23 protein-coding genes are annotated in these 24,423 nt (G+C 58.2%); 2 read left to right on the forward strand and 21 right to left on the reverse strand.

Translation table 11 applies throughout. The annotated features are described in order from the left end of the window. Nucleotides 1-63: 63 nt before the first annotated feature. Nucleotides 64-594, forward strand: a complete 531-nt coding sequence (locus AB6729_RS17760; protein ID WP_371083036.1) for a glutathione peroxidase — start codon at nucleotides 64-66, stop codon at nucleotides 592-594. 200 nt (nucleotides 595-794) lie between these two features. Here the strand turns inward: AB6729_RS17760 and rpoC are convergent, their stop codons facing one another. The 5 genes from rpoC to rplA all read right to left on the reverse strand — a co-directional run bounded on the left by rpoC (nucleotide 795) and on the right by rplA (nucleotide 12,334). Beyond that, nucleotides 795-4,988: a DNA-directed RNA polymerase subunit beta' gene (gene rpoC / locus AB6729_RS17765; protein ID WP_371083003.1), complete on the reverse strand. Its 4,194-nt coding sequence runs from the start codon at nucleotides 4,986-4,988 to the stop codon at nucleotides 795-797. Between the two features lie 160 nt (nucleotides 4,989-5,148). Then, a complete protein-coding gene (rpoB, locus tag AB6729_RS17770; RefSeq protein WP_371083004.1) occupies nucleotides 5,149-9,630 on the reverse strand; it encodes a DNA-directed RNA polymerase subunit beta in 4,482 nt (1,493 codons plus the stop codon). Between the two features lie 652 nt (nucleotides 9,631-10,282). After that, entirely contained in the window at nucleotides 10,283-10,660 is a 378-nt protein-coding gene (rplL, locus tag AB6729_RS17775) for a 50S ribosomal protein L7/L12 (RefSeq protein ID WP_371083005.1), read from the reverse strand. 175 nt (nucleotides 10,661-10,835) lie between these two features. After that, nucleotides 10,836-11,468: a 50S ribosomal protein L10 gene (rplJ, locus tag AB6729_RS17780; protein WP_371083006.1), complete on the reverse strand. Its 633-nt coding sequence runs from the start codon at nucleotides 11,466-11,468 to the stop codon at nucleotides 10,836-10,838. A 134-nt stretch (nucleotides 11,469-11,602) separates the two neighbouring features. Next, nucleotides 11,603-12,334 (reverse strand): 50S ribosomal protein L1, encoded by a 732-nt coding sequence (gene rplA / locus AB6729_RS17785; protein WP_369792920.1) that lies wholly within the window; start codon nucleotides 12,332-12,334, stop codon nucleotides 11,603-11,605. Nucleotides 12,335-12,854: 520 nt separating this feature from the next. On the opposite strand from rplA, the gene AB6729_RS17790 reads away from it, so the two are divergent. Continuing rightward, on the forward strand, nucleotides 12,855-13,571 hold the full coding sequence (locus tag AB6729_RS17790; protein WP_371083007.1) for a VanZ family protein: 717 nt from the start codon (nucleotides 12,855-12,857) through the stop codon (nucleotides 13,569-13,571). Here the strand turns inward: AB6729_RS17790 and AB6729_RS17795 are convergent. From AB6729_RS17795 to rplR, 16 genes are all read right to left on the reverse strand, one after another. Continuing rightward, nucleotides 13,519-14,043 carry a VanZ family protein gene (locus AB6729_RS17795; protein ID WP_371083008.1) on the reverse strand — a complete coding sequence of 175 codons (525 nt, stop codon included), beginning with the start codon at nucleotides 14,041-14,043 and terminating at the stop codon, nucleotides 13,519-13,521. The two genes, AB6729_RS17790 and AB6729_RS17795, sit on opposite strands and share 53 nt — an antisense overlap. Further along, complete coding sequence (locus AB6729_RS17800) at nucleotides 14,040-15,083, reverse strand: hypothetical protein (RefSeq protein ID WP_371083009.1); 1,044 nt, start codon at nucleotides 15,081-15,083, stop codon at nucleotides 14,040-14,042. Before AB6729_RS17800 ends, AB6729_RS17795 begins: the two co-directional genes overlap by 4 nt. A gap of 156 nt (nucleotides 15,084-15,239) precedes the next feature. Then, complete coding sequence (gene rplQ / locus AB6729_RS17805; RefSeq protein WP_371083010.1) at nucleotides 15,240-15,710, reverse strand: 50S ribosomal protein L17; 471 nt, start codon at nucleotides 15,708-15,710, stop codon at nucleotides 15,240-15,242. 176 nt (nucleotides 15,711-15,886) lie between these two features. Further along, on the reverse strand, nucleotides 15,887-16,978 hold the full coding sequence (locus AB6729_RS17810) for a DNA-directed RNA polymerase subunit alpha (protein WP_371083011.1): 1,092 nt from the start codon (nucleotides 16,976-16,978) through the stop codon (nucleotides 15,887-15,889). 209 nt (nucleotides 16,979-17,187) lie between these two features. Further along, complete coding sequence (gene rpsD / locus AB6729_RS17815; RefSeq protein ID WP_371083012.1) at nucleotides 17,188-17,817, reverse strand: 30S ribosomal protein S4; 630 nt, start codon at nucleotides 17,815-17,817, stop codon at nucleotides 17,188-17,190. Between the two features lie 162 nt (nucleotides 17,818-17,979). After that, nucleotides 17,980-18,402 (reverse strand): 30S ribosomal protein S11, encoded by a 423-nt coding sequence (gene rpsK / locus AB6729_RS17820; protein WP_371083013.1) that lies wholly within the window; start codon nucleotides 18,400-18,402, stop codon nucleotides 17,980-17,982. Beyond that, complete coding sequence (gene rpsM, locus AB6729_RS17825) at nucleotides 18,402-18,782, reverse strand: 30S ribosomal protein S13 (protein ID WP_371083014.1); 381 nt, start codon at nucleotides 18,780-18,782, stop codon at nucleotides 18,402-18,404. Before rpsM ends, rpsK begins: the two co-directional genes overlap by 1 nt. A 193-nt stretch (nucleotides 18,783-18,975) precedes the next feature. Continuing rightward, nucleotides 18,976-19,089, reverse strand: a complete 114-nt coding sequence (rpmJ, locus tag AB6729_RS17830; protein ID WP_014787171.1) for a 50S ribosomal protein L36 — start codon at nucleotides 19,087-19,089, stop codon at nucleotides 18,976-18,978. 59 nt (nucleotides 19,090-19,148) lie between these two features. Then, nucleotides 19,149-19,367: a translation initiation factor IF-1 gene (infA, locus tag AB6729_RS17835; RefSeq protein WP_014787172.1), complete on the reverse strand. Its 219-nt coding sequence runs from the start codon at nucleotides 19,365-19,367 to the stop codon at nucleotides 19,149-19,151. A 39-nt stretch (nucleotides 19,368-19,406) separates the two neighbouring features. Then, nucleotides 19,407-20,156: a type I methionyl aminopeptidase gene (map, locus tag AB6729_RS17840; protein WP_371083015.1), complete on the reverse strand. Its 750-nt coding sequence runs from the start codon at nucleotides 20,154-20,156 to the stop codon at nucleotides 19,407-19,409. 9 nt (nucleotides 20,157-20,165) lie between these two features. After that, the gene (locus AB6729_RS17845) at nucleotides 20,166-20,918 is read right to left on the reverse strand and encodes an adenylate kinase family protein (protein WP_371083016.1); all 753 of its coding nucleotides are present in this window, start codon (nucleotides 20,916-20,918) and stop codon (nucleotides 20,166-20,168) included. A gap of 6 nt (nucleotides 20,919-20,924) precedes the next feature. Next, nucleotides 20,925-22,322, reverse strand: coding sequence for a preprotein translocase subunit SecY (gene secY / locus AB6729_RS17850; RefSeq protein WP_371083017.1), 1,398 nt, complete (start codon nucleotides 22,320-22,322; stop codon nucleotides 20,925-20,927). Between the two features lie 167 nt (nucleotides 22,323-22,489). Continuing rightward, complete coding sequence (gene rplO / locus AB6729_RS17855) at nucleotides 22,490-22,969, reverse strand: 50S ribosomal protein L15 (RefSeq protein WP_371083037.1); 480 nt, start codon at nucleotides 22,967-22,969, stop codon at nucleotides 22,490-22,492. 235 nt (nucleotides 22,970-23,204) lie between these two features. After that, a complete protein-coding gene (gene rpmD, locus AB6729_RS17860; protein ID WP_371083018.1) occupies nucleotides 23,205-23,393 on the reverse strand; it encodes a 50S ribosomal protein L30 in 189 nt (62 codons plus the stop codon). A 94-nt stretch (nucleotides 23,394-23,487) separates the two neighbouring features. Beyond that, complete coding sequence (rpsE, locus tag AB6729_RS17865) at nucleotides 23,488-23,994, reverse strand: 30S ribosomal protein S5 (protein ID WP_371083019.1); 507 nt, start codon at nucleotides 23,992-23,994, stop codon at nucleotides 23,488-23,490. A 27-nt stretch (nucleotides 23,995-24,021) separates the two neighbouring features. Further along, nucleotides 24,022-24,387: a 50S ribosomal protein L18 gene (gene rplR / locus AB6729_RS17870; RefSeq protein ID WP_371083020.1), complete on the reverse strand. Its 366-nt coding sequence runs from the start codon at nucleotides 24,385-24,387 to the stop codon at nucleotides 24,022-24,024. Between the last annotated feature and the right edge of the window lie 36 nt (nucleotides 24,388-24,423).

The raw sequence follows: 24,423 nt of genomic DNA on the forward strand, positions 1-24,423 counted from the left end.
TATAATGTCTGCAACAGCAGAGTTGGGAGACGAATCATGCGCAAGCAATTAGTGGCAGTGGCAATGTTGGCAACAAGTGTCGCCGCGAATGCAGGTTCGACGGCGTCGGTCTACAACTTCCGCATGAAAACCATTGATGGTGCGCCGGCAACACTGGTCCCTTACAAGGGTAAGGTACTGCTGCTGGTGAACGTGGCCAGCGCCTGCGGCTATACCCCGCAGTACGCCGCGCTAGAATCCGTCTACGAAAAGTACAAGGACAAGGGACTGGTGATCGTCGGCATCCCTGCCAACAACTTTGCCAACCAGGAGAGCGGTACCGAGGCAGAGATCAAGACCTTCTGCAACCGCAAGTACCACGTGACCTTTCCGATGATGTCGAAGATTTCCGTAAAGGGTGCGGACCAGACACCGCTGTACGGCTACCTAACCAGCACCACCACCGACCCGAAGTTCGCTGGCGATATCAAGTGGAACTTCACCAAGTTCCTGATCGCTCGCGATGGCCAACCGGCAGCCCGGTTTGAACCGGCAACTACGCCAGATTCACCGCAGGTGATTGCGGCAATTGAGAGTGAACTAAGCAAGAAGTAAGCGAACCTATCCAGATCAATCAGAGCCGCTCATCATGAGCGAGTTAGACAAAGAATCTTAAATATCTGAGAACATAGAAATTCGTTGTTCATGTGAGTAACAGTAAAAGGGCGGACTCTTTCGAGTCCGCCCTTTTTGCCTTGGTGGAAACCCACATCTCAGAATCGAGATGTGGGACACCCAGTTTGTTGTGATCGCGCTTATTCGGCGGCGAGTTCTTCCTGTTCGCCTTCCATGCGCATCGCTTCGAGCTCGCGCTCTTCGGCGTCATGCGCTTCCTGGACTTCCTGCTGGATTTTGGCTGCCGCTTCTTCCAGTTCCGGTGAGAGCTGGACGTTGCGGTAGTACTCCATGCCGGTGCCGGCGGGGATGAGGCGACCGACGATGACGTTTTCCTTCAGGCCGCGGAGAGTATCCACAGCGCCGTTGATAGACGCCTCGGTGAGGACGCGGGTCGTCTCCTGGAAGCTGGCCGCGGAGATGAAGCTGTCCGTGGACAGCGACGCCTTCGTGATACCCAGCAGTAGAGGACGGCCTGTAGGAGGACGCAGCTGGTTATTGTTGCAGCGCTCGCGCTCCGCGTCGTAACGGAAGCGGTCGACCTGCTGCTCGAGGAGGAAGGTGGAATCACCCACTTCGTCGATCTTGACCCAGCGAAGCATCTGGCGAACGATCACCTCGATGTGCTTATCCGAGATGGCCACGCCCTGCAGACGGTAGACTTCCTGGATTTCGTTCACCAGGTAGCGCTGCAGTTCCTTCTCACCGAGAACAGCAAGAACGTCATGCGGGTTGAGCGGACCGTCGAACAGCTTTTCGCCGGCTGCCAGACGCTCGCCTTCCTGCACGTTGACGTAGATGCTGCGCGGCACGGAGTACTCACGCTCTTCGCCCGTGTCGCCGGTGATGTAGATCTTGCGCTGGCCCTTGACCACGTCGCCAAAGCGAACCACACCGTCGATCTCGGCAATTGTGGCCGTCTCGCGCGGCTTACGCGCTTCGAACAGTTCCACAACGCGCGGCAGACCGCCCGTGATGTCCTTGGTACGGGTGGACTCACGCGGGATCTTGGCGAGGATGTCGCCCGGTCCCACTTCCTGTCCATCCTGCACCATCAGGTTCGCGCGGCTCGGCATGAGATAACGCTTCTTGCCACCGTCTGAACCGTTGACGAGCAGCGCTGGCTGACGCTTTTCATCCGGAGCGTCCGCAACCACCAGGCGCGACAGGCCGGTGACTTCGTCCACTTCGTCGTTGAGCGTGACACCTTCCTGCAGGTCCTTGAACTGGATGGTGCCGCCGATTTCCGTGACGATGGAGTAGGTGTACGGATCCCACTCGCCGAGCGTGGTGCCGATCTCAACCTGAGCACCATCTTCCACGCGCAGCTTTGCACCGTAGACGATGGGGTAACGCTCGCGTTCGCGGCCCTTGTCGTCAATGATGGCAACCTGACCCGAACGGTTCATGGCAACCAGGCTGCCGTCCTTGGCGCGAACGGTGGAAAGGTTAATGAACTTAACCGCTCCGGCGTTCTTCGCGTCGAGGTGCGACTGGTCCGAAACTCGCGATGCCGTACCACCCACGTGGAAGGTACGCATGGTGAGCTGCGTTCCGGGTTCACCGATGGACTGAGCAGCGATAACGCCAACAGCTTCGCCCATTTCCACCAGCTTGCCCGAGCCGAGGTTACGGCCGTAGCAGAGCTTGCAGACGCCACGCTTCGATTCGCAGGTGAGCACTGAGCGGATCTTCACCTTCTCAATACCAGCAGCCTGGATCTCAGTAGCAAGCTGTTCATCGATCTCCTTGTTGGCACCGATGACGATCTTGCCTTCCTGGTCCTTGTACTCCTCGGTCGTTACACGGCCGATGATACGGTCGCGCAGCGGCTCGATGATTTCACCGGCTTCGATGATCGGTAGAACGTAGATGCCCTGCTTAGTGCCGCAATCGCTCTCGGTGATGATGACGTCCTGCGCCACGTCAACGAGACGACGGGTCAGGTAGCCCGAGTCAGCGGTCTTCAACGCGGTATCCGCAAGGCCCTTACGCGCGCCGTGCGTCGAGATGAAGTACTGCTGCACCGTGAGGCCTTCACGGAAGTTCGCGGTAATCGGAACTTCAATGATTTCGCCCGAGGGCTTGGCCATCAGACCACGCATACCGGAGAGCTGACGGATCTGCTGCTTCGAACCACGCGCACCGGAGTCGGCCATGATGTAGATCGGGTTCATGGCTCCTTCCTTGTCCGCGCGCTTCATGTTGTTGAACATCTCATCGGCAACGCGTTCGGTAACACCCGACCACATCTGGATGACCTTGTTCGAACGCTCACCGTTGGTGATGGCACCGTCAAGGTACTGCTGCTGCACAGCAATGACCTGCTTTTCCGCTTCGTGCACCACGGTGTACTTCGACTCCGGGATCACCATGTCGTCAAGACCGACCGAGAGGCCGGAACGCGTGGCGAACTGGAAGCCAAGCTCCTTGATGCGGTCGAGCGCCTTCACCGTGACTTCGAGGCCCAGGTTCAGGTAGCAGTAGTTGATGAGCTGGCCGATGCCCTTCTTCTTCAACAGACCGTTCACGTACGGCATGCCTTCCGGCAGAGCGTCGTTCAGGATGGCGCGGCCCACGGTGGTGTTGATGAACTGCTTGTTGTAGTCCACCACTTCCGTGTGCGTCAGATCCTGATCGTCGTATGCCGTCGTCAGGTCAAGCACGGGGCCGGTGTAGCGCAGACGGATTGGCGTCAGCGTCTCAACCTGCTTGGCTTCGAGAGCCATCAGCACTTCTTCAATGTTCGCGAAGACGCGGCCTTCACCCCTGGCGCCAACCTTGGCCTTGGTCAGGTAGTACAGACCAAGAACCATGTCCTGCGTGGGCACCGTGATGGGCTGACCCGACGCGGGCGACAGGATGTTGTGCGCCGCGAGCATCAGCACCGATGCTTCAACCTGCGCTTCCGGCGACAGCGGAATATGCACAGCCATCTGGTCACCGTCGAAGTCGGCGTTGAACGCCGTGCAGACGAGCGGATGAATCTTGATGGCCTTACCTTCGACGAGCACAGGCTCAAACGCCTGGATGCCGAGGCGATGCAGTGTGGGAGCGCGGTTCAGCAGGACCGGGTGATCCTTGATGACCTCTTCCAGGATGTCCCAGACGATGGGCTCCTGCATCTCCACCATTTCCTTGGCCTGCTTGATGGTGGTGCAGTGGCCGGTCTGCTCAAGGCGGTGATAGATGAAGGGCTTGAAGAGTTCAAGCGCCATCTTCTTCGGCAGACCGCACTGGTGCAGCTTCAGCTCCGGACCGACGACGATCACGGAACGTCCGGAGTAATCCACACGCTTACCGAGCAGGTTCTGACGGAAGCGACCCTGCTTACCCTTGAGGGTGTCAGAGAGCGACTTCAGCGGACGGTTGTTTGCACCGCGCAGCACGCGGCCACGACGGCCGTTATCAAACAGCGCGTCGACAGCTTCCTGCAACATGCGCTTTTCGTTGCGCACGATGACTTCAGGAGCATGCAGGTCCATCAGCTTCTTCAGACGGTTGTTACGGTTGATCACGCGGCGATACAGATCGTTGAGATCCGAAGTCGCGAAGCGGCCACCGTCCAGCGGCACGAGCGGACGCAGCTCAGGCGGGATCACGGGGATCACGTCGAGGATCATCCACTGCGGCTTGTTGTCGCTGCGGCGGAATGCCTCAACGACCTTGAGACGCTTGGCGTACTTTAGCTTCTTCTGAAGGCTCTGTTCGACCTTCATTTTCTCGCGCATCTCGATGGCGAGCTCTTCAATCTCAACGCGCTTCAGCAGTTCCTTGATAGCTTCCGCACCCATCATGGCCTTGAAGCCGGAGGGGCGGTACTGCTGGTCGAGCTCGCGGAAACGCTGCTCGTCCTTGATGATTTCGCGCTCCTTCACGGGCGCATCACCGGCGTCGATCACGACGTAGGACTCGAAGTAGAGAACGGCTTCGAGCTCACGCAGAGAGATGTCGAGCAGATGGCCGATACGCGACGGCAGGCCCTTGAAGAACCAGACGTGCGAGCAGGGCGATGCCAGCTCGATGTGGCCCAGGCGCTCACGACGAACCTTGGACAGTGTGACTTCGACGCCGCACTTGTCGCAGATAACGCCGCGGTGCTTCATGCGCTTGTACTTGCCGCAGAGGCATTCCCAGTCCGTGATGGGTCCGAAGATGCGGGCGCAGAAGAGGCCATCGCGTTCGGGCTTGAAGGTACGGTAGTTGATGGTTTCCGGCTTCGTCACCTCACCGTGCGACCACGAACGAATCTTCTCGGGGGAGGCGAGCGAGATTCGGATCGAGTCGAAGTCGGTGATGGGGCCGGACATTTCAAACGGGCTTGAACGGAACATGTAGTTAGTCTCCGTGCAGTTGCGGTTCTGTGGGGAACCGGTCCTGCGGTTGGTACTGCTTCTTCGCGGTCACTTGTGGCGGGCCGCATGCCCATTCCAAAACTCTGTGCACGCGAACCAGGTGTCGAGGGATTTGCACCCCTCGACACCGATCCGGCGTTTAGTCGGCGGCTGCCGCGATGGGCATCGTCGGGATCTTCTTCAGGTCTTCCTGCTTGACGAGTTCCACGTCAAGGCAGAGCGACTGCAGCTCGCGGATGAGCACGTTGAACGATTCCGGCACGCCGGGTTCGATCGCCGCTTCGCCCTTCACGATGGCCTCGTAAATCTTCGTACGTCCGAAGACGTCATCCGACTTGGCCGTGAGCAGTTCCTGCAGGATGTAAGCCGCGCCGTATGCTTCCAGCGCCCACACTTCCATCTCACCGAAGCGCTGTCCGCCGAACTGTGCCTTACCACCCAGCGGCTGCTGCGTGATGAGGGAGTACGGTCCGATGGAACGAGCGTGGATCTTGTCGTCCACAAGATGCGACAGCTTCAGCATGTAGATGTAGCCAACGGTGGCCGGCTGTTCGAACGCATCGCCGGTCATACCGTCGAAGAGTTCTGTCTTACCGGAAGAAGGCAAACCAGCCGCTGCAAGCAGCGCCTTGATTTCGCTCTCCTGTGCGCCGTCGAACACCGCAGTGCCGAACCAGATGCCGCGCTTCATGCCCTTGGCCACGCGGAGCGTCATCTCATCATCTAGCTCCAGGAGCTGGTTCAGAGCGGCGGTCTTCGCAAAGCGAGCCTTGAAGATTTCACGTACCTCGTTGGCATCCGCAGCCGCCTGCGCCATCTCGGCAATCTTCGCGCCAAGCGTGTGCGCAGCCCAACCGAGGTGCGTTTCCAGAATCTGCCCCACGTTCATACGCGAAGGCACACCCAGGGGATTCAGCACGATCTCTACCGGCGTTCCATCCGGCAGGTACGGCATGTCTTCCTCAGGCAGGATGCGAGCAACCACACCCTTGTTGCCGTGACGACCGGCCATCTTGTCGCCCACCGAGAGGCGGCGCTTCATGGCGATGTACACCTTCACCATCTTGATGACGCCAGGCGAAAGCTCATCGCCCTTCTGCATCTTGCTGATCTTCTCGTTGGTGATCTTGCGCAGAACGTCGATCTGACGCGAGGTCATCTCTTCGATCTCGTCGATCTGCTCGTTCACGCGCGGATCCTTGTCGGCGTAGCGAATACGCTTCAGGTTACGCGTGCTGATCAGCTCGATGGTGTCGCGATCGAGGATGTCGCCCTTGGAGAGCAGCTTCTTGTTGGTGCGCTCGTCATGCAGGTCAGCCTGCACTTCCTTGCCACCCAGAATTGCCTCAAGACGCTTCAGGCGCTCATCGGTCAGGATTCGGATTTCGTCCGCCAGGTTCTTCTCCAGGCGTTCGATCTGCTCCTGCTCAATCAACTTGGCGCGCTCGTCCTTCTCCTGTCCCTTGCGGGAGAAGATGCGGACGTCCACGACCGTGCCTTCGATACCCGGAGGGCACGTCAGCGAAGCATCGCGTACATCGCCGGCCTTCTCACCGAAGATGGCGCGCAGCAGCTTCTCTTCCGGCGTCAGCTGAGTTTCGCCCTTCGGCGTGACCTTGCCCACAAGGATGTCGTTGTGACCAACCTTCGCGCCGATGCGGATGATACCCGACTCGTCCAGGTCACGCAGAGCGTGCTCAGAAACGTTCGGGATATCGCGCGTGATTTCTTCCGGTCCCAGCTTCGTGTCGCGCGCTTCGATCTCGAACTCCTCGATGTGGATCGAGGTGTAGTAGTCCTCGCGGACCAGCTTTTCCGAGATGAGGATCGCGTCCTCGAAGTTGTAACCACGCCACGGCATGAACGCGACGAGCACGTTACGACCAAGGCCAAGCTCACCCTGCTCCGTGCAAGGACCGTCTGCGATTACCTGGCCCTTAAGAACACGGTCACCCTTGCGGACGATCGGCTTCTGGTTGATGCAGGTGTTCTGGTTCGAGCGCTTAAACTTTGTGAGCTGATAGATGTCCGAACCCACCTCACGCGACAACTGCGTGGGATGATGCTCGCCCTCAACGCGCACGATGATGCGCTCGGAATCGACCGAGTCAATGATGCCGTTACGGCGAGCAAGGATCACAGCACCCGAATCGCGAGCCGTGACGCCTTCCATACCGGTACCGACGAACGGAGCTTCCGCCATCAGCAACGGCACCGACTGGCGCTGCATGTTCGCACCCATCAGGGCGCGGTTCGCGTCGTCATGCTCAAGGAACGGCACGAGCGATGCGGCAACCGACACAAGCTGCTTCGGCGACACGTCAATGTAATCGATCTCGCTCTTGGGAACGAGTACGAAGTTGCCCTGACGACGTGCGTTGACCAGGTCTTCCACGAGCTTGCCGTTTTCATCCATGGTCACGTTCGCCTGCGCGATCGTGTGACGATCCTCTTCCCATGCCGACAGGTAGAAGCTGAACGGCTCGGTCTCAAGAACGCGCTTGCCATCCTTTGCAAGCTGCTGCTTGAGAGCGCGCGCCTCGTTGATCTCAATGGGATCACCCTGGCGGAAGCCGCTCTCACCAGCATTGGTGACAGCAACATAATCGACCACCTGGCCGTCCTTGACCTTGCGGTAAGGCGACTCGATGAAGCCGTACTCGTTGATGCGCGCAAAGCAGCTCAGCGACGAGATCAGACCGATGTTCGGGCCTTCCGGCGTTTCGATCGGGCAGATACGGCCGTAGTGCGTCGGATGCACGTCGCGGACTTCGAAGCCTGCACGTTCACGCGACAGACCACCCGGTCCAAGGGCCGACAGGCGGCGCTTGTGCGTGATTTCGCTCAGCGGGTTCGTCTGATCCATGAACTGCGAGAGCTGCGACGATCCGAAGAACTCGCGGATCGCAGCCATCACCGGCTTGGCGTTGATGAGATCGTGCGGCATCGCCGTCGACATCTCCTGGTACACGCTCATCTTTTCCTTGATGGCGCGTTCCATACGCACAAGACCGATACGGAACTGGTTCTCCATCAGCTCACCCACCGCGCGAACGCGACGGTTGCCGAGATGATCGATGTCATCCACAAGGCCGATGTTCTTACGCAGCTTCAGCAGGTAACGGATGGTGCCGTAGAAATCTTCCGGCGTCAGCGTACGCTTGTCGAGATTCGTTGCGTCCTGGTTCTCGTACAGCTTGATGTTGAACTTCAGACGGCCCACGCGCGAGAAGTCATACTTGCGCGGATCGAAGAACATGCCTTCGAACAGGGCAGTCGCGGTGTCCAGCGTCGGCGGATCGCCCGGACGCAGCTTGCGGTAGATCTCGATGAGAGCTTCTTCCGGCTTGCGCACCGAGTCACGCTTCAGCGTGTTTGTGATGATGTTGCCAACGTCGTCCTTCTCCGGGAAGAAGACTTCAAAGCTGGTAGCGCCACTCTGCAGTGTCTTGTGCAGCTTGTCCGCGCCAGCTTCCTGGTTGGCCTCATACAGCAACTCACCCGTGGTCAGATCGACCACATCGGCCGCGAAGATCGAGCCATCAAAGTCGCTCTGGGCAACTTCAATTTCCGTGACGCCGCCCGCGCGCAGCTTGTTCAGCAGCGCGGTGCTGATCTTGCGGCCAGCAGCGACGATTTCCGTGCCGTCCGTGCCGTTGATCGCATTTGCAGGCTTCACGCCAACGATATTGGTTGCGCCTTCAGCAGGGATCTGCCAGAACAGCTTGCCATCGCGAATCTGGATGGTATCTGCGGTGTAGAACGTCTTGAGGATCGCCTCGTCCGTACGCAGGCCGAGCGCGCGCAGGAAGATGGTTCCCAGGAACTTGCGCTTACGGTCGATGCGGACGTACAGGATGTTCTTCTGGTCGTACTCGAACTCGACCCAGCTTCCGCGATAAGGGATGATCTTGCCCAGGAAGTAGGTGCGGTTGTTCGCCGTCTCAAAGAAGACGCCGGGCGAACGGTGCAACTGCGATACGATGACACGCTCGGTGCCGTTCACGATGAACGTACCGTTGGCCGACATCAAAGGGATGTCGCCAAAGAAGACTTCCTGCTCCTTCATGTCGCGCAGGGTCTTCACGCCCGTCTCCGGGTCCTTGTCGTAAATCTTCAGGCGGATGGTGACCTTCAGCGGAGCACTGTAGGTCATACCACGCTCTTCACACTCTGCCTGGTCATACTTCAACTGCAGACCCACCGGGTCACCGCACTTGGTGCAGAAGTCCGGCGTGTTCTTGTTGTACGTGCCGCAATAGTGGCAGAGCACATCGCCCGGGTGGAAGGGGTCCGTGATGACCATGTGGCCGCAGGTGGTGCAGGCCGTGCGCAGGTGGTTCAGACCTTTCAGGTAGCCGCACTTGCACTCCCAGTTGCCGATGGAGTAATCGACAAACTCCAACTCCGACACGTTGCGGAAGTCGGTGATTGGGAACACAGAAGTGAAGACCGACTGCAGACCATTATCCTCGCGCTCCTGGGGGAGCTTATCCATCTGGAGGAAGCGCTCATAGCTGCGACGCTGGACCTCGATCAGATTCGGGATCTGGATTGCGGTTGGGATCTTGGAAAAGTCGAGACGGCTGCGGAGTGCGCGCGTTTCGGTGTTGCTTGCCATACGTTGTAGACTCCCCTTGTTCGTGCCGAGGCCTCCCTGCCGATTTCCACCGCATCCGATGCGGTAGAGTTTCGATTGAGAGCCGAAACATAGCCGTGTGGGCGGCTGTTTCGTGGGTGGTGTGCGCTTAAAGTTCCTGCGGAGGCTCTGCCCCGGTGCGAGTTCCGCGCGCAATTGAGATGGGCTTGATGCCCGTTTGGGTAATACGAAGCTTGTCTTTCAGTTACTGCTGATTTCCTGCCATTACAGTGCTACGCCGGTGTGCGCGGTCTGCTCGGAGGTTTCTCCGGAAACGCGAAATGGCTCACAGGGACAGGAAAGCCCGTGAGCGCAAGATCCGACTTTTGCACCAGTTCAAATTTGCTAAAAATAACTGCCGCCCTTGTTACCTTCTCGCTGCCTGGCGGGGCAGGAGACTTGAGGCGTTGACTGCACGATAAACCTCCGCCGCCTGAGGTATACCGCGACCGGTTCTGGCTTGAACCGGAGAAGGTCCGAATGTCGTTTTGAGGCCGACCGTCGCGCCGTTACGCAGTCCTACGCAGGGCGGTCTTCTTCCAAACGAAAGAATACTGCTTTCGTGAATAGAAAGCAAATCGTATACACGGCAAAGGGCTCCCGGCGCGAACGCCGGGAGCCGCATTGGCCGGAACTACTTGATTTCGACAGTTGCGATGCCGTCAAACTTCTTGGCGATCGCTGCTGCGTCATCCTTGGAAATGTTCTCCTTCAGGGGCTTAGGAGCACCGTCAACCAGGTCCTTTGCTTCCTTCAGGCCAAGAGCGGTCACTTCACGGACAGCCTTGATGGTGTTGATCTTGTTCGCGCCGGCATCCTTCAGGATAACGGTGAACTCGGTCTTCTCTTCTGCTGCCGGAGCGGCTGCGCCGCCGCCTGCTGCAGGAGCAACTGCCACAGCTGCTGCTGCTGCCGAAACGCCGAGGCGCTCTTCAAGCTTCTTCACGAGCTCAGCTGCTTCGAGCAGGCTCAGGCTAACGATTGCGTCTTCCAACTGCTGGATGTCTGCCATGATGTTTTTCCTTTTAATTCAATCTGGATACTGCTGATTACGTCCCCGGAATCCAATTGCTATTCCGGCTGCCCTTCCCGTATTCAAGGTTTCCGATGCGCCCAGACTTGCGCCCCTTGAAACAGTCACGACAAAACTTGTTGCGAACCCGGCGATACCCTGCCGGGCCAAACTTTTATCCCTCTGCGGGAGCTTCGTCAGCAGCGGCTTCTGCCTGCTCGGAAGCGCCTTCTGCATCGGCTGCCGGAGCAGCTTCTGCTACAGCCGCGACCGGAGCCGCGCCGCCCAGCTTGTTCTGTTCCACGGCCTGGTTGATCACTACAGCCAGATCGCGACCGGTTGCGTTGATGACCGTAGCCAGACGCTGCGCCGGAGCGTTGATAAGGAACAGCAGCTTCGAGAAGAGCTCTTCCTTGCCCGGCATGGTTGCCAGCTGGTTCACTTCCGCAACGGAAAGAACCTTGCCGTCCACGATGCCCAGCTTGAAGGTGAACTGCGAGTTGTCCTTCACCCAGGTGCTCAGAGCCTTCGCCAGAGCCACCGGATCGCCGGAGGTGTATGCGATGGAGCTGACGCCTTTCAGGCCGCCCAGCGCACTCTCAATCTGTGTGCCCTCGCCAGCCTTGGGAGCCAGCTTGTTCTTCAGCACCTGATACTTGCCGCCCGCGTTGCGGACAGTCTTACGGAGATCAACATCCTTTGCCGCGGTCATCGCGGTGAAGGTGCCGATGATGGCAGCGGTCGCGCCCTGCAGCTCGCCCGCGAGCGCCGCAACCTTCTCCTGCTTCTTCTGCTTGGTCAATGCCATTGTCTTAGCCTCTAGCTCTTAGCTTTTAGCTACTAGCTCAATCTATGTCGGGAGCGAACCTGCCGCCTACCCGCGAATCTTCACTCAGCAGAGTCTCAGCTAAAAGCCAGAAGCTAATAGCTAAAAGCTCGCTCCTACGCCTTTGCGGCAGCCTCAGCGACAGCCTGATCCAGCTCAATGCCAGGGCCCATCGTGGACGAGATGTACATCGCCTTAATGTACTTGCCCTTGGCGGCAGCCGGCTTCGCCTTCACCACAGCGCCGATCACGGTCATTGCGTTCTCGACCAGCTTCTCCGCTTCAAAGGAGCTCTTACCCACCGGAACGTGAACCAGCGCGGTCTTGTCTGCGCGGAACTCCACCTTACCGGCCTTGATTTCCTTCACAGCAGCAGCCACATCGGTGGTCACAGTGCCCGTCTTCGGGTTCGGCATCAGGCCACGGGGACCAAGCACCTTACCGAGACGACCGATCGAACGCATCATGTCCGGCGTTGCGATCAGGGCGTCGAAATCTGTCCAGGATTCCTTCTGGATCTTCTCCACGAGCTCTTCACCGCCGACAATATCCGCACCAGCTTCTGTAGCCAGACGCTGGTTTTCCGCGGTCGAAATCACGGCAACCTTCTTCGTCTTGCCCAGGCCATGCGGCAGCAGAACGGTCGCGCGAACCATCTGGTCAGCGTGACGCGTGTCTACGCCAAGGCGCAGGGTAATGTCGACGTTCTCATCGAACTTCGCGTACTTGATCTTCTGCAGGAGGGGGACTGCGTCCGTCAGGGCGTAGGTGCGGGGCTCAACAGCCGCGCGCGCCTTAGCCAGATTCTTCGAAATCTTGCGTGCCATTCCTATTCCTTTGTCTCCCACCGCCTGAACCATTGGACAAAGCGGGCTGATGGATTCTTCTAGCCCAGCGGGCATGCCTCGCGCTGACATCCGGACTTTCGTCCACTTACAGCGAGGGCCCCGCCCTTTGTCCGCAGCGTAATTTTCACGCTGAACCCGTCCCGAATTGCGATTACTCAACTGCTGCGGGGAACGAGCCGTTCGGCCGTGGTGTTGGACGGAAGCTGCTTTCGCAACTTCCATGTATTCGAGGACCGCAGGCACTAGGCACACACGGAGGCTCGGACACTCTTATCAGTATGCAGCAGGAGGGATAAAATGTCAAGGATGATGCCATTTCACCGTGCGTCTGCGTAAAAACCTTTCCACACCCGTGATTTCTTCCATCACTAAAACAAGAGGAGAAACACGAGAAACGGATAATAAAGGGCATGGAGTCTGCGACTTAGCCCAATAATTAAGAATGGCACGCCAGTTGCTTATCCCTATGTAGACGCGAGGCGGACCACCGTCTCCAGCAACTTCCCGGAGGACTGCAGCTATGGCTATCGCAACAACTGCTCCCACGTCTGTTCGTCATCAGGCTGCCTGGCTTCCTGTACTTTTCGGTATCGCCGTTATTTGCGCCGAATCCACTAATACGATGGGCGCGAACCACACAGGCATCTGGCTGTCTCAGCTTGCCGCGTGGTCCGGTCATCCGGGCGGCCCGTTTGCCCTGATCAACCATCTCCTGCGCAAGTCGGGCCATTTTACCGGCTATGGCCTGCTGGGAATCTTCTTTGCGCGTGGCTGGTACTCCGTACTGCGGCGCCGCCTGGTTGCCAGTTGGAGCACGCTTCGTTTACGCGCAGCGATGTTCGGCATCCTCTCAACGGCTGTGGTTGCCTCTGCTGATGAGATCCACCAGATCTTCTTGCCGACGCGCGGCGCGTCTGTGTGGGACGTCCTGCTCGATACCAGCGGGGCCGTGGTGTTAAATACCCTGTTTCTTGCGTTTTTGGCGGCGCGGCGCAATGCCCTGCTGCATCCGCAAGCCCAGTTCATCACGCTGGGATTGTCCTTTGCGCAGTTGCCAGAGCAGTTTGCAAACTCGCACGATGTACGTGTCCTGCGCGTTCAGTCTGCGAAGGGGATCGCCGAACTCCGCCGCGGTGTGCGTAATACAAAACGCTGGTCCGCGCCGTCTCTTCGGACACCTACCTTTATTCGCTTGCAGAGCGTAACAACTTCCCTATCAAGAAAGACAGAAGAATAAAACAAACCGCACCGGAAGTATCGAGCCAGACGTCGGATACCATCCCGGTGCGGTCTGCCATGAAGCTTTGGTGCAGCTCATCCAGCGACGCCACCAGCGTGGTGCAGGCAATGGCCATCACCATGGCATAGCCCCGCCAAACGCTCTCCGCACGATGCTTCATGGGTACCAGCCAGAAGAGTAACCATGCTCGCAACCATGCGAGTCCAAGCAGACCGTAGCCAGTGAAATGGCCTGTCTTACGGATGTGATGGTGGATCTCCAGCCATCGTGTATCGGATACCTGTCCTGCAATCGCCTGATAGAGCGCGCGCAGCCATCCCGAGGTGTGATCGGAGGAGAAGGCGTGCGTTGATTCAATCGCGATAGCCGCCAGCATGGCCAGGACCGGCAACCATGTACGGAACAGCCAGACCCAAAATGTTCGGGCCCCGGGAGCTTCGTCTCCTCCTATCAAAATGGGGCGCTTCATGCGGTTGCTGACGAAGCAGTGTCGTCACTCTCCTGCAGGAGGTAGCGAACAATGATGCTCGCTGCAGGTATGACAAGCAACAGGTAGAACGGTACGAAGATACGGATTTCCTTAATGGACCCGACGGCATACCAGAGCGGCAGGTAAAGCAAAGATGCCCCAAGACAAATCCAGTCAACAGGACGCAGCAAGCGACGCTGCACAAACGCTCCCCAATAGATGGGCACAACCGGCAGGGTAGCGGTCACGAATGTCACCAGGAAAGTACGAGTCAGGTTCATTCTCCACATGAACACGGGAGTGCCCGGCGGATAGATGAGATGGGGAAACGCTACACGTTGCATATAGAGCTGTACGCCGCCAGCGATGAGTGCAATTGCTGCTCCAATCCCCACCATCAGCCAGCGTGGCCCCAGCCGATCCAACAGCCCACACACTGCCAGCAAAAACAGCGCAGCTCCTAACGTGAATGCCACGTCGCTGCGGACCACTCCCTGCCACGCACTGAGCAGGAGTAATGGCGCAAGGAAGAACCGCTTGTCCGCGACGCGTTGAAGAATCCACACCGCACATACGAGGAAAAACGCGGATGGGATAGTTACATTCCGGAGCCAGTCCATCGTCCACACGAATGGAAAGTGTGCCGCGGCAAGAGCCATTGAGATCGCCGCCACCCTGCGCGGATAGGCTGTTCGCGAAAGGCTGTAGCCACTGGCCACAAGGCTATACAGAAGGATCAGGGCAGCAGACCCAAACAGAAAATCAAACGACGCTAAAATCCCGGCAAGAGAAAAACCTGGCACTATCCCCTTCACCAGATGCATGAGAAAAGGAATACCCACACGGTAGGCTTCTGGAGCATAGACATGATGGAGTTCCTCTGCCTGGCTCAACGTCGGCGTTATCTGTTCCAGTTGCGCCCAACGCTCCCGGATCACCCGCGCAAGCACCAGCATGGAACAAAACACATAAAACAACACAACAAAGCGCTCTCTACGGAGAGAGGCGCGTCCTTCTATCTGCTGCATCGAGTCAAGCAATGTGTATCCTCACCGGTTCTCAGATCCACGGGCGAAAACCGTTTAAACAATCGGGATTTCAGCTACTGTAGCATTCGGAATTTGCTTGCATGTAAAGCCGGAAAAGGGCCACAACGGTATGTGGCCCTCTCCTGCGATTCAGTATCGAAATCTGATTTATGCAGCTTCGCTGTTCTCGTCGCCGCCCTGCTCGGCAAGCTGCTTCTGCAGCTCTTCGCGCTTCTTCGTCTTCAGGTCTTCACGCTTCTGCTGCTTCGCGCCCAGTTCCTTCTCAGCGCCCAGCAGCTCGATGATGGCCTTTTCGCCGCCATCGCCCTGACGGAAGCCCGCCTTCACGATGCGCAGATAGCCGCCCTGACGATCGCCGTAACGCGGAGCCACGGTCGCAAACAGACGCGTCACGGACGCGTCCGTCATCAGGAACGCAAGAGCCTGACGACGCGAATGCACATCGCCCTTCTTGCCCAGGGTAATCATCTTTTCAATCAGCGGGCGAACAGCCTTGGCCTTGGCCAGGGTCGTCTCCACGCGATCTTCAATCAGAACCGAGGTGACCAGGTTGCGCAGAAGTGCGCGGCGGTGGCTCGGATTCCGTCCAAGTTTATTTCCAGCTTTGCGATGACGCATAGTACTTACCTTCCAATTTCAAATTCGACGGCTCGCACTGGAGCGCATCGCTAACACTTAGCTTTTAGCCACTAGCTCTTAGCTTATCGCTTCTGGCGAATACCCAGAAGGAAGCTAAGTGCTTCGCTCTGCCGCTGGCTCTTAACTCATTGCGTTAAGAGCCAGCGACTAAGAGCTTAGAAGTTTTCCGTCTCCGGCATCACGAGGTCGTCCTCGTCTTCTTCGTCTTCTTCATCATCGAAGTTGCCGAAGGAGGCTGCCAGCGTTGCCGCAGGCAGAACCGAGGTCGGTCCCGGGACCGGGTTGCCCTGTTCGTCGATCTTCATGCCGAGCGAAAGGCCCATCTGAGCAAGGATTTCCTTGATCTCGTTCAGGCTCTTGCGGCCGAAGTTCTTCGTCTTCAGCATCTCGGCTTCGGTCTTCTGAATCAATTCACCGATCGTCGAGATGTTTGCGTTCTTCAGGCAGTTGTAGCTGCGAACCGAAAGTTCCAGTTCTTCCACCGAACGGTTCAGGTTGTCGTTACGCAGAGCCGGGCCGTCGTGCGATCCATCCAGGCCGCTCTCCAGTTCCTCTTCAAAGTTGATAAAGATCGTCATGTGATCCTTCATCAGCTTTGCCGAGAGACCGAGCGCATCCGCCGGAAGCACCGTGCCGTTCGTCCAGATTTCGATGGTCAGCTTGTCATAGTCGGTGATCTGACCGAGACGTGCCGCCTCAACTGCGTAGTTCACCTTACGTACAGGCGAGTGAACCGAATCCACCGGGATGAAGCCGATGCCAAGATCCGGATCAAAATTCTTGTCTGCCGAAACGTAGCCGCGGCCACGCTTCAAGCGCATTTCCATGTCCAGCTTGCCGCCTTCGGACACGGTTGCGATGTAGATGTCCTTGTCCAGGATCTCTACGTCGCCGTCCGCTTCGATCATGCCACTGGTAACAACACCGGGCTGGTCTGCGCGGAGGTACAGAGCCTTCGGGCCGTCGCCGTTCAGCTTGAACGGGATCTGCTTCAGGTTCAGGATGATGTCGGTCGCGTCTTCCACCACACCGGTGATCGACTGGAACTCGTGCAGCACGCCTTCAATCTTCACAGCAGTAACTGCGGCGCCTTCAATGGAGCTGAGCAGGGTGCGGCGCAGGCTGTTGCCTACTGTCGTACCAAAGCCACGCTCAAAGGGCTGCGCGCTGAACTTACCGTACTTCTCCGTCAGCGTTTCGGTGTCAACCGCAAGACGCTTCGGCTTCTGAAAACCTCTCCACAACATGGGGTACTCTCCTCATTTCCTGGCTTCAACACAACCGCGAAGCATTTTGCGATGCGTGAAGGTCGGTTCCTTCGGTTGAGTCACTTCAGGGAACCCTGTATTGCTACAGAGCCCCAGGTGGGACTTACGGCCATAACATCGAGTGGCCGTGCCTCGATCCGAAGCAGCTACGCGGCAGATGCGGGCGAACCCGCATCTGCCGCTATGGCTTACTTCGAGTACAGTTCGACGATCAGCTGCTCGTTGACCGGGATCTGGATCTCTTCGCGCTTCGGCAGAGCGATCACCTTCACGGAACGGGCTTCACGATCAATCTGCAGCCAGGTGGGCTGCGCCAGACCTGCGTGGAACTGTGCTGCACCTTCCACGATGTCGAGCTTCTTCGTTGCTTCCTTCAGCTCGACCGTGTCGCCGACCTTAACCTGATAGGAAGGAATATTCACCTTCTTGCCGTTCACCAGCACATGGCCGTGACGGACAATCTGACGGCTCTGGCGACGCGACAGGGCAAAGCCCGCGCGGTACACCAGTGCATCCAGACGACGCTCAAGCTGCTGCAGCAGCAGTTCGCCGGTAACGCCGGTCTTGTTCGATGCCTTCTCGTAGTAAGCGCGGAACTGCGATTCCAACGTGAAGTAGATGCGCTTTGCCTTCTGCTTTTCACGAAGCTGCAGACCGTAGCCCACAATCTTCTTCGCGCGTGCCTGGCCATGCTGCCCCGGGGGGAAGTTGCGCTTGTCGATGGCGCACTTCTCGGAGAAGCAACGCGAACCCTTCAAAAACAGCTTGACGCCATCGCGCCGGCAAAGACGGCAGACAGCTCCTGTATAACGTGCCATTGAATCTTTCTCTCTTTCCTGACTTCAGGTGACGATCGCTTTACAGGCCGGCAGCCCTTCATCGCGATCCAAATTACGCTTCCTCGTCTCTGTCGTTGCTCTCGTTGCTCCCGTCCAAAAACGAGAGCAACGAAAAACGCGAGCAACGAAAGAAACAAAATCTTACACGCGGCGACGCTTCGGCGGGCGGCAGCCGTTGTGCGGGATCGGCGTGACGTCGCGGATGCTACGCACATCGATACCGGCAGCAGCCAGCGCACGTACTGCCGACTCGCGGCCCGAACCGGGGCCGGAAACGCGCACGTCCACCGAACGCAGACCGTGATCGCGAGCAGCGGTGGCAGCGTTCATAGCAGCCTGCTGTGCCGCGAACGGCGTGCCCTTACGCGATCCACGGAAGCCGAGCGAACCCGAGCTCTTCCAGCTGAGCGTGTTGCCCTGCTGGTCTGTGATGGTCACGATGGTGTTGTTGAACGATGCCTGGATGAATACCAGACCGTACGGGACATTTTTCCGTTCCCGCTTCTTAAACTTCTTGCCCTTGCCAGTCTTGCCGGCGCCTGCCTGCTTAGTTGCCTTAGCCATTACTTGGTCGCCTTCTTCTTTCCGGCAACCGTGCCCTTACGGGGGCCTTTGCGCGTGCGGGCGTTCGTGTGGGTGCGCTGTCCGCGAACAGGCAGGTTACGGCGGTGACGGATACCGCGGTAGCTCTGGATTTCCATCAGGCGCTTAATGTTCAGACCGATTTCCTTGCGGAGATCGCCTTCAATGCCGCCTTCCTGCTCGATGACTGCACGGATCTTGTTCAGCTCATCTTCGTCCAGCGTGCTTACCTTGCGCAGCGGATCAATTTCCGCCTTCGCAAGAATCTGCAGCGCGCGAGAGTCGCCGATTCCGTAGATATAAGTGAGTCCGATGCGTGCCTGCTTGTTGTTGGGCACATCGACTCCGGCAATACGTGCCATGTGTCTTTCCTCGTGTACTTCTTGGCCCTGACGCTGTCGTACAGGACCGGGTTATGCGGTGTGACCCGGGGTTCATCGCAAGCCTTTGCTTCGGCTAACTCGCCCCTGAGGAACGTCTTCACACTTAGAAAGTCCTGCCTAAGTGGAAGCCGCGGGTTCCGCGGTGTTTGTTACTCAAACAAGCTGCAGCAGGTTATCCCTGACGCTGCTTGTGCTTTGCGATTTCGCAGATCACTCGTACAACACCCTTGCGGTGAACGATCTGGCACTTGTCGCAAATCTTCTTAACGGAAGCGCGTACCTTCATTTGCTTCTTTCCTTCTTCAGCGGCTCATACTTCCGGCCGCTGTTCTGTTCTCGCTACGACTACTTGTAGCGGTACACAATTCGCCCGCGGTTCAAGTCATACGGGCTCAACTCAATAGCGACACGGTCCCCGGGGAGGATACGGATGAAGTTCTTGCGCATGCGGCCGGAAACGTGGGCCAGCACCTGGTGCTTGTTCTCCAGTTCCACCTTAAACATCGCGTTCGGCAGTGTCTCTACGACCACCGCCATGACTTCAATTGCATCTTCCTTCGGCAAACCGTCTCCTTGTAACTACTCAACCACTACAAACTTCACTTACTGCGTCAGGACGACCGGGCCATCTTTGGTAACAGCCACCGTGTGTTCGAAGTGGGCGCTCATGCTGCCGTCCGTCGTCACCGCGGTCCATCCGTCCTTCAACACCTTCACGTCAGCCGTTCCAGCGTTGATCATCGGCTCGATGGCAAGCACCATGCCCGCCTTGAGCTTCGTTCCTTTGCCACGCGTTCCGTAGTTCGGAACCTGCGGGTCTTCGTGCATGTTCCTGCCGATGCCGTGTCCCACAAAATCGCGGACCACGCCGTAACCTTCGGCTTCGCACATCTCCTGCACTGCGGCGCCAATATCACCAACTGTGCCACCGACGCGTACTTCCTGAATCGCCTGCTCAAGCGACGCCTTCGTCACATCCAGCAGCTTGCGTGTCTCCTGGCTGATTCGGCCCACGGGATAGGTGCCCGCCGCGTCCGAGTAATACCCTTCCAGAATCACGCCGCAGTCCACCGACACAATGTCGCCTTCCTGCAGAACCTTCTTCTCCGAGGGGATACCGTGGATCACCTCGCTGTTCACCGAAGTGCACAGGCAGCAGGGGTAATCGTTGTACCCCTTAAATGCCGGCTTACCACCCAGCTCACGAATCTTCGCCTCGGCAACGCGCTCCAGGTCCATGGTGGTAGCACCCGGCTTCACTGCCGCTTCCACTGCCATGTGGACCTGACGCAGGATGCGTCCGCTTGCACGCATCTTCTCGATTTCCTGCGGTGTTTTAATCGCGATCGCCATCGGTACTGCTTACATGCCCTCGCGCCGCAGACGCTTCAGCGCCGCGACGATTCGTTCCGTTACCACTTCCACTGGCTGCTCGCCATCCACGACCTCAAACCGGCCCCGGGCGCGATAATGCTCGATCACCGGCGCAGTCAGATCCGCAAACTGCCGCATCCGCTCCGCAAAAACCTCTTCGGTGTCATCCGGGCGCTGTACCAGCGGCTGACCATCCACATCATCAACTCCCTCCACTTGCGGAGGATTGGTGTAGATGTTGTAAATCCGCTTCGAAACGGGGCCCGTACGTCGACCAGTGATACGACGCAACAACTCATCATACCGAACTTCGATAGAGACTGCAACGACAGGAAGCCTGCCCGCTGGGGTCACTTCGCCATTCTGTCCTGGGAAACCATCTCCGGCAAGCTGTGCGTCCAGCCACTGCGCCTGCCCCAACGTTCGGGGAAAGCCGTCCAGAATGTAGCCCCGGGCCGCATCTGGCTGGCTTAAACGCAATGCCACCATACGGTTCACCAGCTCATCCGGAACGAAAATGCCCTGCGCCACCAGGTCCTGAAACTCGAGGCCTACCGGAGTCTTCTGCTTGATATTTTCGCGGATGATGTCGCCGGTGGAAATCTGCGGGATGCCCCACAGATCCATCAGTATCTGCGCCTGCGTTCCCTTGCCTACGCCGGGTGCGCCCAGAAGAAGCACCGGCCCAGGGATGAAGCCATCCACTGGAGCCGGGGTTTGATTCAGTACATGTTCTGCCACGTCTGCTTACCAGCTCCGCCGGCCACGGGAGCGGCCGCTCTTTGGTGTGAAGCCTTCGTAATGGCGCATGATCAACTGCGATTCGACCTGCTGCACGGTGTCCATGGCCACGCCCACTACGATCAGCAGCGACGTGCCGCCAAAGTAGAAGTTCACGCCCAGACCATTCGTGATCCAGTTGGGCAGACGGTCAAAGAACGGCCCTACCAGCCAGAGATGGTTCAGGTGCACACCGGAGATCATCATCTGCGGAATCAACTGAATGATGATCAGGTAGATGGCGCCCACCAGCGTGATACGCGTCAGGATGTCGTTGATGAAGTCGCTCGTACGACGACCGGGACGGATGCCGGGAATGAACCCGCCGTACTTGCGCAGGTTATCGGCAATGTCGTCCGGACGGAAGACGATGGAAATGTAGAAGTAGGCGAAGAAGATGATCGCCGCCGCGCTGAGAACCTGATACCAGGGCTCGCCCGGCTTCAGTCCATCGGCAATCACGCGGAAGAATGTGTGGTTCTGCACAAACTGCGTGTTCGCGAAGAGCAATGGCGCCGACAGGATCGACGACGCGAAGATCACCGGCATAACGCCACCGGAGTTCACCTTCAGCGGCAGGTGTGTCGACTGGCCACCCATCATCTTGCGGCCCACAATACGCTTCGCGTACTGCACCGGGATGCGCCGCTCCGACTTTTCGACAAACACGATGAAGTACACGACCCCAACCATCGCCACGATCAGTATGGCAATAGCCAGCGGCGTGAATCCGCCCCATGCTGAGTCGCGTGCCTTTTCGTAGAGGTCGTTGATACCGTTCGGCAGACCAGCCACGATACCCGTGAAGATCAACAGTGACATACCGTTGCCGATACCGCGCTCGGTAATCTGCTCACCCAGCCACATGATGAATGCCGTACCCGTTGTCAGCGTCAGCACGCAGAGCGCGATGAACGACTTCGAACCCATCGTCACCATCGGTGCGCCGGTGGTGGACTTGGTCAGCATCATGGCAATCGCGAACGACTGCACAATGGCCAGCAGAACTGTTACGTAGCGGGTCCACTGCGTGATCTTGCGGCGACCCACTTCGCCTTCCTTCTGCAGCTTTGCCAGCGGCTCATAGATCACCGTCAGCAACTGGAAGATGATCGACGCCGTGATGTACGGCATGATGCCCAGCGCGAAGATGGTGAGGCGGCGAAGCGAACCACCAGTGAACAGATCCACCAGGCCGAGCGACGATCCCGCATTTTGCGCGAAGTACTGCGCCAGCAGATCAGCGTTGATGCCGGGTGTGGGGATGTGTCCGCCAAGGCGGTAAACGGCAAGCAGGCCCAGCGTAAACAGCACGCGGGTGCGCAGCTCAGGAATGCGGAAGATGTTGGCCAGCTTGTCAAACATCGGCGGGGCTTATCCAGTCAGGCCTTGCGGCCCGTTCTACTTAAACTTGATGCGGAGTTGATCCGATACAGGCAAAGGCCGAGCCATCACGGCTCGACCCTTCCCTTGAAATCCGTGTGCCTTCATTCTACGCGCAGATGCCGCAACGCGCAGCCGAAGAGCGCCACTTACGCTGCGGCTTCTTCCGCAGCCGGAGCGCCGAGCAGAACCAGCTTACCGCCTGCTGCTTCGATCTTCGCCTGTGCGGCCTTGGAAGCCTTATGCGCGTACACGGTCACAGCGGTGCTGATCTCGCCGTTTGCCAGTACCTTCACCAGAGCCTTCTTCTTGCGGACCAGACCGTTCTCCAGCATCGCTTCGAACGTCAGCTCCGTGACGTTCTTCGTTGCAACGAAAAGCTGGATCGTGTCCAGAGCCAGTACCTGGTACTCCTGACGGAAGATGTTGGTGAAGCCACGCTTCGGCAGACGGCGGTGCAGCGGCATCTGGCCGCCTTCAAAACCACGCATCGAGCGCGAACCCGAACGCGAGCGCTGGCCCTTGTGACCGCGCGTCGACGTCTTGCCCATGCCCGAACCCATACCACGGCCCACGCGCTTCTTGTTGCTGTTCGCGCCCTTCGGCGCATTCAAATTCGAAAGATTCAGTGCCATTGTGCTTTCCTCGCTCACGCCGAACCGGTAAGTCCGACTCGCATTTGCCGCGATACTTTCTGCGGCCGCTGACATAAGTTCTATGTCAACCAAGTTATCGCCTGATCAATGCCAGGCTAAGTTGTTTTGGTGGCTTGCCTCAAAGGCTGACACAAGCCACCGAATTCATTCCCCGCCACGTCCCACGCTTCGAAGAGCCGCGTCGAGAACGGCACGAAGTGTCGAAGCACTAGTCGAGGATGCGAACCAGGTGCGGGATTGCCGCAACCATGCCGCGAACCGACGGTGTGTCCTCGCGCTCCACGATCTGGTTCAGACGCGTAAAGCCCAGGCCCTTAACCACAAGCTTGTGCTTCACCGGCGTCGCGATCTTCGAGCGGTAGTACTGGATCTTGATCTTGCCCGTGTTTTCTGCCATTGTCTCGTTCCTCTCGTTGCTCGTTGCTCTCGTTGCTCCCGTTTCCGCGGCTCACGAGAGCAAACGCTGGAAACGAGGTAACGAGCAACGCGAATTAAAGTTCGTGTACATCCTTGCCGCGCAGCGCTGCAACCGCAGCCTTGTCACGGAGCTGAATCAGCGCGTCAAACGTGGCCTTGATCACGTTGTGCGGGTTCGCCGTTCCCAGCGACTTGGTCAAAACGTTCTGCACACCGGCAGAGGTCATGACGGCACGCACAGCGCCACCAGCGATCACGCCGGTACCTTCGGGAGCCGGCTTCAGCAACACATGACCCGAGCCATAACGGCCCAGCACCTGGTGCGGAATCGATGTCGCGGTCAGGTTCACCTTGTGCAGGTTCTTCTTGGCCGCTTCAATGCCCTTGCGGATGGCCTGGGGAACTTCCTTGGCCTTGCCGCTGCCGTAACCCACAATGCCCTGATCCGGATCGCCGATTACAACCAGCGCCGCAAACGACATATTCTTACCGCCCTTAACGACCTTGGTCACACGGTTGATCGCGACCACCTGGTCCTTCAGGTTCAGCTTGTTTGCATCAATCTTCTTGCGAATTGCCATCTATAATCCTCTTTCGCTAAACCTGAGTTAGAACTCGAGACCGGCTTCACGCGCGGCATCGGCCAGGGCCTTGATGCGGCCGTGATACAGGTAACCACCACGATCAAATACAACCTTGGTCACGCCTGCTTCCTTGGCGCGCTCCGCCACCAGCTTGCCCACTTCCTGGGCTGCAGCGATGTTGCCGCCGCTCTTCTTCTCTTCACCCTTCTTGAGGATGGTGGAAGCCGAAGCCAGCGTGGTGTGCGTGGAGTCGTCGATGACCTGTGCGTAGATGTGGTTGAGCGAACGGAAGATGTTCAGGCGAGGACGTTCGGTGGTGCCGGCGACCTTCGCACGAACGCGCTTGTGAACGCGCTTCCGGATGACATTGCGCTGCGGTGCAGTAATCATTTCTTCTTTCCTTCCCTATCGGCGCAAATGCCCTGC

The sequence above is a fragment of the Terriglobus sp. RCC_193 genome (assembly GCF_041355105.1).
Lineage (GTDB): Bacteria > Acidobacteriota > Terriglobia > Terriglobales > Acidobacteriaceae > Terriglobus.